Origin of the sequence: Thermoflexibacter ruber (assembly GCF_900113045.1) — a bacterium.
Lineage (GTDB): Bacteria > Bacteroidota > Bacteroidia > Cytophagales > Thermoflexibacteraceae > Thermoflexibacter > Thermoflexibacter ruber.
This window is the reverse complement of sequence record NZ_FONY01000083.1, coordinates 1-8,053: the sequence shown is the minus strand read 5'-3', so window position 1 is coordinate 8,053 and position 8,053 is coordinate 1. Positions and strand designations below refer to the sequence as shown.

At 34.0% G+C, this 8,053-nt stretch carries 14 protein-coding genes; all 14 read left to right on the top strand.

All coding sequences use genetic code 11. The annotated features are described in order from the left end of the window. The first annotated feature begins 144 nt into the window (after window positions 1-144). Window positions 145-495, top strand: a complete 351-nt coding sequence (locus tag BM141_RS21865; protein ID WP_091549566.1) for a hypothetical protein — start codon at window positions 145-147, stop codon at window positions 493-495. 244 nt (window positions 496-739) lie between these two features. Beyond that, complete coding sequence (locus BM141_RS23710; RefSeq protein WP_262509473.1) at window positions 740-868, top strand: hypothetical protein; 129 nt, start codon at window positions 740-742, stop codon at window positions 866-868. Between the two features lie 152 nt (window positions 869-1,020). Next, window positions 1,021-1,257, top strand: coding sequence for a DUF433 domain-containing protein (locus BM141_RS21860; protein WP_091549565.1), 237 nt, complete (start codon window positions 1,021-1,023; stop codon window positions 1,255-1,257). Continuing rightward, window positions 1,254-1,586 carry a DUF5615 family PIN-like protein gene (locus BM141_RS21855; protein ID WP_091549564.1) on the top strand — a complete coding sequence of 111 codons (333 nt, stop codon included), beginning with the start codon at window positions 1,254-1,256 and terminating at the stop codon, window positions 1,584-1,586. The genes BM141_RS21860 and BM141_RS21855 overlap by 4 nt, the downstream gene beginning before the upstream one ends. Window positions 1,587-1,658: 72 nt before the next feature. After that, complete coding sequence (locus BM141_RS21850; protein WP_091549563.1) at window positions 1,659-2,654, top strand: M91 family zinc metallopeptidase; 996 nt, start codon at window positions 1,659-1,661, stop codon at window positions 2,652-2,654. Window positions 2,655-2,724: 70 nt separating this feature from the next. Then, entirely contained in the window at window positions 2,725-3,102 is a 378-nt protein-coding gene (locus BM141_RS21845; RefSeq protein WP_091549562.1) for a hypothetical protein, read from the top strand. 214 nt (window positions 3,103-3,316) lie between these two features. Beyond that, entirely contained in the window at window positions 3,317-4,216 is a 900-nt protein-coding gene (locus BM141_RS21840) for an Rpn family recombination-promoting nuclease/putative transposase (protein ID WP_091549561.1), read from the top strand. After that, window positions 4,195-4,545: an RHS repeat domain-containing protein gene (locus tag BM141_RS21835; RefSeq protein WP_317039504.1), complete on the top strand. Its 351-nt coding sequence runs from the start codon at window positions 4,195-4,197 to the stop codon at window positions 4,543-4,545. Before BM141_RS21840 ends, BM141_RS21835 begins: the two co-directional genes overlap by 22 nt. Window positions 4,546-4,655: 110 nt before the next feature. Then, window positions 4,656-5,129 carry a hypothetical protein gene (locus BM141_RS21830; protein ID WP_091549559.1) on the top strand — a complete coding sequence of 158 codons (474 nt, stop codon included), beginning with the start codon at window positions 4,656-4,658 and terminating at the stop codon, window positions 5,127-5,129. After that, a complete protein-coding gene (locus tag BM141_RS21825; protein ID WP_091549558.1) occupies window positions 5,116-5,553 on the top strand; it encodes a hypothetical protein in 438 nt (145 codons plus the stop codon). The genes BM141_RS21830 and BM141_RS21825 overlap by 14 nt, the downstream gene beginning before the upstream one ends. 3 nt (window positions 5,554-5,556) lie before the next feature. Then, complete coding sequence (locus BM141_RS21820; protein ID WP_091549557.1) at window positions 5,557-6,255, top strand: hypothetical protein; 699 nt, start codon at window positions 5,557-5,559, stop codon at window positions 6,253-6,255. Between the two features lie 27 nt (window positions 6,256-6,282). After that, on the top strand, window positions 6,283-7,212 hold the full coding sequence (locus tag BM141_RS21815; RefSeq protein WP_177217511.1) for a formylglycine-generating enzyme family protein: 930 nt from the start codon (window positions 6,283-6,285) through the stop codon (window positions 7,210-7,212). Between the two features lie 165 nt (window positions 7,213-7,377). Beyond that, window positions 7,378-7,695: a nucleotidyltransferase domain-containing protein gene (locus BM141_RS21810; RefSeq protein WP_091549517.1), complete on the top strand. Its 318-nt coding sequence runs from the start codon at window positions 7,378-7,380 to the stop codon at window positions 7,693-7,695. Further along, a partial coding sequence (locus BM141_RS21805) for a HEPN domain-containing protein (protein WP_091549516.1) occupies window positions 7,692-8,053 on the top strand: 362 nt, incomplete at its 3' end. The genes BM141_RS21810 and BM141_RS21805, both read left to right, overlap by 4 nt.

Genomic DNA, 8,053 nt, shown 5'->3' with positions numbered 1-8,053 from the left:
TAAATAATCAATTTATTAATTTGAATACTTAGGGAGTAAAACAATTTAAAACAAAAATATTCCTTATTTGAACTTGAGCTTTTAAAGAAAAATTCCCTAAGTTTTTAATCATCAATTTTATGTAACAAGACAAATCTTAAATTTATGTTAGAAATCTCTTTATTAACAAAAGCATTAATTAGCTTTTTAATTGCTATTTCAGGTTTTTTAATATTATTAATTATCAATCAGATATATTCAAGGCATGATAAAAGCTACAAAGTGGCAAAAGAAATATATTTATCTAATACTCATGTAGTAGATTTATTAAGAAATAAAATATTATTCAGCATTGTTGCTTTTAATAACTCTAAATATAAACATCTGTATACTATTTTTTTAATCGGGTTTAACATGAAAATGCTTAAAGTAGAATTAACTTTATTGCAGGAACAAGATAAGTGGGTATTAGGTCATATTTTTGTTAGTGAAGTACACATTCCACGCTCCTTATAATCACCCCCGTTCTGCGTATAGTTTTGCATAAGCAAGTCTACGACACTTTACTTTGCCAATCTCTCATTGGCTTGTAGGTGCGTAAGCATGAAAGGTAAGTTTTATTTTTTGATAGTGAGCAGGTTATAGTTAGACAAATAAATTTTGCCTTTTTATTCCGGATTTTATCTAAATGAGGTCTTTAAGCCTAATTTTTTAAGTTTTGGCAGAAAATACTTATTTTTGCAAGTAAAAAAAATGAAATATGAAAACTGTTACTATATCTGAGGTAGAATATTTGCAAATGCAAGAGCATATCAAACTCCTGTTTGCCTTAGACTTAAACGAAGTGTGTCTAAGGCATTTGGTTTTCCAATCTCTGATTTGCGTGTAGGTACGTAAGCAGTAGAGGTAGGTTTTATTTCTTGATAGTCAGCAAGTTATCTGATTCGGTACTATCAGCCATCAAAAGTAAGAACGAATAAGTTTTTTCATTAAGTTGTTTTTAAACAGAGAATTAGTTATCTTTGAAACAAAGATGAAAAAATGAAGAATGTAGATTTCCGCAAGATAATTACCATACAAGCAGGAAAACGAAGTGGTAAACCTTGCATTCGCAATATGAGAATTACTGTGTATGATGTACTTGCTTGGCTAAGTTCGGGCATGTCTATGGAAGAAATTTTAGATGATTTTCCAGAGCTTACGCAAGAGGATATTTTAGCCGTACTGCAATTTGCTGCTTACCGAGAGCAACAAACTTTTTATTTGCAAGCGGCATGAAACTTCTTTTTGACCAAAATCTTTCCCATAAACTTCCTGATAAGTTAGCAGACATCTACCCAGATTCCACTCATGTCAAGGTAGTAAACTTAGCCACTGCTGACGATTTGGAAGTTTGGCTTTTTGCTAAAAATAATGCCTATACTATCACTACACAAGATAGTGATTTTGTGGATATAGGCTTATTGAATGGCTATCCTCCTAAGATAATTTGGCTTAGGTGCGGTAATAAATCTACCAAAAATATTGAGCAAATTCTCAGGGACAATCATGAAATTATTAGAGAGTTTATAGAAGAACTACCGCAAAGCTACTTAGAATTGTTTTAGGGTTTCTCACGCTTCCGCAGGCAAAGTTGGTGGTGAATTTACGGTTATGGTGGTGCAGGAAAATCACCCGCAATGGAATTGTACTATCCTTTTGGACTCGGCATGAAGGGCTTGGATTATGTGCAGACGACGAGTAAGGAGGATAAACGGCAGTTTAATGGAGTAGAACGCAACACAAATATGAATTTGAATATTATAGAAACACAATTCCGTATAGGAGATACACAAATAGGTAGATGGTGGCAGGTCGACCCCAAACCAAATTACAGCGAAAGTGTTTTTGCTATGATGGGCAATAATCCTGTGAGATATGCTGACCCCAAGGGGGATACACTAAGAGTTTCTTTTGGAACTGGTTTTTTAGGATTAGGTAAGAAACAAGAAGTAATTTATAATAATGGAAACTTAACAAATGCTGACGGAAGTGTCTATACAGGAAAAGTAAAGGGATTCTTGAAAAAAGTAGTCAATGCTGTAAATGCAGTAAGAAGTACAATAGATGGTAGGTCAGTTATTTCTACATTAGAAGCATCTAATCATAACTTTACTATTATGAAATCTTCCAAAAATCCAAGTGGAAAAGGAAATGAGTTTGTACCAAATGATAGTAACAAAGAATTTGCTGTAGCTCGAACTGGTGCCAACCCAAGTATGAGATATCCACTTGGAGGGACAGGAGGAACGATATATTGGAATACTAATGGAAGGTCTTTGCCCACTGTTGATGGATTAAATGTCGCAAGACCAATTACAGACTTAGCCCATGAGATATTTCATGCTTACGAAGCCAATTTGGGGATAACAAGTAATGATGACGTTTTAAGTGCAGGTCTAAGTCGTATGGAATATAGGGCGGTTTATTTTGAGAATAGTGTACGTAGGGAACTTGGATATTCTTTGCGTTCTCATTATAGTGCTTCCCTTGATGCAGGAACGGGAGCATTAAGTGGACGAGGCGCAAGCACAGTCGATGCCAATGGAATACCTATTTACGTTCCTCCTACTCCAATTCATCCAAGTGTTATTCATAGAGATACGTCTTATCTTCATGTAAATTTAATTTATTAATGATATGAGAGGCATAATATACATTTCAATAATTTTAATTATATGTAATTCATGTACTTATAATATAATAATGTTTAAAGCATATGATTATGATTATATGAAAATGGTGAAATATGAATTAATTTTACCTAAAAATTTTAAGAAATCTGTTGTTACTGGCTCGCATGAATTAGAGTATAATTTCTTATATTCTGATAGTACCGTTTTTTTCATTTCTAATGATAAAAAAAATGGTAGTTTTGCTAATTATGAAAGATATAGAAAATACGGTTCTAATATCAATCTTGTTTACGTTACACAAGATACCGTATTTTTAGAAGGGGTAAATAAAGTTGGAAAATTCTGGAGAGAAATAAAGTTAAAAAATGTTATCATAGGCTATATTAATGCTGATAGTAGCAAAAAAGTAGCTTTTGATAATTCAATAAAAAATATTTCTTTTCGTTAAACCCTGCTGAGCAAGATTTACAATCTCCTGCTGGGCGTGATTTACAACCCTGTTAATCTGAATTTGCAATGCAGATATCCTTTATCAAGACTTTGCGATTCAAGTTTATCATGTATTTATAATCTTAGCCTTTTCATTCCAGATTTTTGATTCCAGATTCCTCATTGATATTTCCTCATTTTTCCCTATCTTTGTCTAAAATAAAAGTAGGCACATGATAGCACAAAAATACATCAATCCATTCACTGACTTTGGCTTCAAGAAAATCTTTGGGGAGGAAGCAAACAAAGACCTGCTCATTGATTTTTTGAACGAACTGCTCACAGACAAGGGCAAAATCATTGATTTGACTTATTTGAAAAGTGAGCATTTGGGGACTACTGACTTGGATAGAAAGGCAATCTTTGACCTATATTGTGAAAACGAAAAAGGAGAAAAGTTCATTGTGGAAATGCAAAGGGCAAAACAGGACTACTTCAAAGACCGTAGTTTGTACTACGCCACATTCCCCATTCAAGAACAAGCAAAAAAAGGAGATTGGAATTACCAATTAAATGGTGTTTTTTCCATTGCCATTACTGATTTTCTCATAGACGATGACAAAGCAAACAAAAGCAAGATAGTGCATGACATCAGGCTAATAGAAAAAGAAACACACAAGATATTTTATGACAAGTTGCGCTTTATCTATGTAGAAATCAAGAAGTTTGACAAGAGTTTAGAGGAGATAGAAACACATTTTGACAAGTGGTTGTATGTGCTAAAAAACTTGGTAAAAATAGACGAGATACCTTCCAAATTGCAGGAAAAAGTATTCAAAAAGCTCTTTCAAATCGCAGAGATTGCACGTTTTGATGAGAAGCAGTTGCAGTCTTACCGAGATAGCGAAAAGAACTATTTAGACTTTACTGCTTCTTTGGAAACTTCGTTTAATGAAGGAAGAGTAGAAGGGGAGAAAATAGGGATTGAAAAAGGGGAGAAAATAGGGATTGAAAAAGAAAAAATAGAAATAGCCAAGAACATGATAAGAAAAGGCTTTGACAATGAAACGATTGCAGAGGTAACAGGCTTATCTATTGAGCAGATTGAAGCATTGAGGAAGGAGGTAAGATAGGGGAAATAGTAAACTCTTATTTCTACTCTCCCTTTGGCTTGGGAATGAAGGGCTTAGATTACACTGCACCAAGTCCGAATGTGGAGAATAGATGGCAGTTTAATGGCAAGAAGAAGCAAACCGAACTTGGGCTACACCACTACGATTTCAGTGCCAGAAGCTATGACTATCAGACAGGTAGGACTACTACCCTTGACCCTCATGGAGAAAACTACTATTCCATGAGTCCTTATTCTTTCTTGGGGAATAATCCTGTCAAAAATATTGACCCTGATGGTAAGGACTACGGAATATATTTTGAAAAAACAAAGATGGTGATTGGCAAATAAGAATTACAGCAACTTATTATGTTCAAACAGGAGATAAGAAATCAAGAAAATCAGCAGATGATGCAATTGCTCATTGGAACAATCAAAAAGATTTTTCTTTACAAGTAAAAATGGATGGAAAGAAAAGTCAAATTGGGATTGTCTTTGATTTGAAGGTAGTAGAAGTAGATAACCCTGAAACTGAAAAGACAAAGGATTTATCTGCTGCTGCTGATGCTAAGACAAAAGATGGCTCAAGCAACATCTACAGAGTCGTTGATAAAAAAGAAATTACAAAACCTCATGCAAGAGGCTTAACTACTGCAATTAATAATATCAAAGTTCCAGAGAATGATTCAGGTGTTAAGGTAGGTGCTCACGAAATAGGACATACTCTTGGTTTAGAAGATGGTAGTAGTGGAATTATGGCAGGAGGAGAAGATGTAACTATTCAAAATTGGGCTGTTGATGAAATCATAGAGTTTAATCAGAAAACTCAAGTCAAATATCCTAACAACAGAAAAGTAACCATACATAGTAAACAAATACCCAAGGGCAAAGTCAAAACAACACAACCCTACTTACCAAAATATGAAAGTAAATAAAAAAGTTATTTATTGCTTGTTTGTCACAATCACTTTTTTTTATCTTTTTTCTTGCAATAATAAGTATTGTTTGAGAAGAAAGGATTATTTCAGTAAAATTGATACGATGAAGGCATACAAAGTTGAAGGAATATATTGTATTCAACAAGAAGAAAAAAAAGAAGGTATTGACAGTTGCAAAGTAATACTCAATGTTTATCACCGAGTTTCTGGTAAACCTATAACAAATGGAACAGCCTTCTTTTCCAATGTGTTAAAGATAGAAATTTTAAATGGACAAGCTATTGGTAATATTCCTGTGGGCAAATACGACATTGGTATAACTAATTTGAATAGTTTACCTTTCTCAATCAAGGGTTTGAAATTAATAAATAAGAAACTTGTTGTGATTAATTGTTATTTAGGTAATAGTTTGCAATTCTAAACCTTGCACCGTTCTATTACGGGCAGAGATGTAACCGAAACGGCATGGGGAACAAGCTATACGGGTGTAGATGCTCAACGAGCATTTATGCAGTTGAAGTTAATGAGTGCATATAATAAAAAACAACAAGAACAGGAAAAACATAGAGCAAGAATGATAGAGAATTGGAAAACCATTGAACCTATTATTACAAAAGAAAATTGGGTAGGTAAGGGGCATGGTAGAACCTCTAATGATAACTGCTATGAAGCCGCAGATAAACAAATGCAAGCCGACCCAAATGCAAAAGCAAGAATTAAAGGAGCGTATGATTATACAGAAGTTTATAATGAAAGTTGGGAAAGCAAGGGAAAAACGCTTAGTAATACCATGTTAATAGTTGCCACAAATTATATAACCGTGAACCTACAAGAAAATAAACCTGTCAAAGTAGGTTTGAATTATGAGCTGGGTCATCCTGGAAATAAGGATAAAACTACAGACCATTGGGTAGTAATTGTAGGACAGGGAAAAGATGAGCATGGAGTGTACTTTAATTATTATGATAATTACGATAAAGATATCAATAGGGGCACGAATGGAAGGTTATATCTACACAATGATAACACTTACAGAACTATTAAGGGACGAGAGAATGCCACTATGATAGAGGCTGTTTATCTTAATGTTATTTTAACAACCATATTACACAATGAAGAATAAGGGAGGTAAATTACTATGAAACTAAAAATGCTTTTTTTCATACTTATTTTAATACAATCGATAGCTTTTATTAAACAAAAGAATGATGATTCTAAAACAGTCTGCAATAAACAAATCTATGCTACAATAAATAATGACACCACTAAGGCAAAGAAAGAGAAGCAAAAAGAAGCATTTGCCTTATATCCTGAATTGATAGAGGTAGCGGGTGGTATTTTTATGATGGGTGATTCATCTAATCAACCTATTCACAAGGTAGAACTTTCCTCTTTTTATATAGGTAAATACGAGGTAACTGTAGGTCAATTCAAACAATTTATTGATGAAACACATTATAGGACAAGAGCGGATAAAGAACAGGTTGGCTATACTAATGGAGGAGATGCTACTCGCTGTGTTGTTCCTAATTGGCAACAATTTGAGAATTGCGATACCATTCCTCCTTCTTTATATTGCTTACCTGTGGTTAAAGTAAGTTATTTAGATGCCTTAGCCTATTGTATTTGGCTAAGTAAGAAATCAGGCAAGAAATATACGCTACCTTCTGAAGCACAATGGGAATACGCAGCAAGAGGCGGTCAAAAAAGCAAAAACTTCAAGTATATAGGCAGTAATAATGCCCAAGAAGTTATGGAATTAAAAACATACATAGGACTTTCTCCGGGGGAGAATAAAACTTGCGTAGGACAAATGTTGCCTAATGAGCTTGGTGTTTATAATATGGCAGGGGGAGTAAGAGAGTGGTGTTTAGATGCAGAACAAGAGTACGATATAAAACTTAATAAAAATCCTGTGCAGGCTAAATTATATGGGAAAGGGGTAGATGCTATACGTGTGATAAGAGGAGGTTGCTATCTTTCCTCAACTAAATATGGGATAGCAAGTTTTAGAGATTCAGGACCGCAAGATGCTTATAATGAAACTATTGGTTTTAGAGTTGTAATGATACCAGAGTAGATTAGTTCCTCTGCTTGGTCAAGATTTGTAACCATTGTGTAGCAATCTCGTCCTCCTTTACTGTGGGTCAGTTCCACTTAAGCAGGACAGAACAAAGTAGTAGTTTTTCTTGTTTGTGCAGTTTTATTTTGAAGGAAATTAGTATATTTGGAAAATAGAAAAGTTATGGAAATTGGTTTGATTATCAGTGAATTTAAGAAAATAGTAGAACAAATCTACGGAGAAAGACTTTCTAAGGTAATTCTTTATGGTTCTCAAGCAAGAGGTGAAGCAAAACCAGATTCAGATATTGATTTGCTTGTTGTACTCAAAGATGAGCATATTTCTCTTATCAAAGAAATTCGTACTATCAACCAAAAAGTGATTGATTTAATTTTGCAATACGACAAGCCTATCTCTTTCCTGCCTGTTACTCAAACAAAATTTGAAACCCACAAAAGTCCCTTATTTTATTTTATTAGAAAAGAAGGCAAAGAGGTATGAAAGAAGAAATACTGCAAGTTTTAGCTAAAGCTGACGACTGTCTTGAAAATGCAAAATACCTTTTCAAGGGACATTTTTACTTGGGAACGGTCAATAGGTCTTATTATGCTATTTTCAATTATGTGCAGGCACTACTTTTTACAAAACAAATTTTCGCTAAGACGCATCAAGGTTGCCACAGTAAATTCAATGAACTATTTATTAAGACCAATATTTTCCCAAAAGAATTTGCAGAAAAACTCAATGAAACTTTTGAGCTAAGGCAGTCAGGCGATTACGAGATGAATACCGATATAGGAGAAGAAGAAGCCAAAGCAAGCATAGAAAATGCAGAAAGTTTCTGCGAAATGGTGAAAAA

What these genes read in the sequence shown, in the direction of transcription:
- BM141_RS21865 (WP_091549566.1), top strand. Translation starts at nt 145, where the DNA reads ATGTTAGAAATCTCTTTATTAACAAAAGCATTAATTAGCTTTTTAATT.
- BM141_RS23710 (WP_262509473.1), top strand. Translation starts at nt 740, where the DNA reads ATGAAAACTGTTACTATATCTGAGGTAGAATATTTGCAAATGCAAGAG.
- BM141_RS21860 (WP_091549565.1), top strand. Translation starts at nt 1,021, where the DNA reads ATGAAGAATGTAGATTTCCGCAAGATAATTACCATACAAGCAGGAAAA.
- BM141_RS21855 (WP_091549564.1), top strand. Translation starts at nt 1,254, where the DNA reads ATGAAACTTCTTTTTGACCAAAATCTTTCCCATAAACTTCCTGATAAG.
- BM141_RS21850 (WP_091549563.1), top strand. Translation starts at nt 1,659, where the DNA reads ATGGAATTGTACTATCCTTTTGGACTCGGCATGAAGGGCTTGGATTAT.
- BM141_RS21845 (WP_091549562.1), top strand. Translation starts at nt 2,725, where the DNA reads ATGTTTAAAGCATATGATTATGATTATATGAAAATGGTGAAATATGAA.
- BM141_RS21840 (WP_091549561.1), top strand. Translation starts at nt 3,317, where the DNA reads ATGATAGCACAAAAATACATCAATCCATTCACTGACTTTGGCTTCAAG.
- BM141_RS21830 (WP_091549559.1), top strand. Translation starts at nt 4,656, where the DNA reads ATGGATGGAAAGAAAAGTCAAATTGGGATTGTCTTTGATTTGAAGGTA.
- BM141_RS21825 (WP_091549558.1), top strand. Translation starts at nt 5,116, where the DNA reads ATGAAAGTAAATAAAAAAGTTATTTATTGCTTGTTTGTCACAATCACT.
- BM141_RS21815 (WP_177217511.1), top strand. Translation starts at nt 6,283, where the DNA reads ATGCTTTTTTTCATACTTATTTTAATACAATCGATAGCTTTTATTAAA.
- BM141_RS21810 (WP_091549517.1), top strand. Translation starts at nt 7,378, where the DNA reads ATGGAAATTGGTTTGATTATCAGTGAATTTAAGAAAATAGTAGAACAA.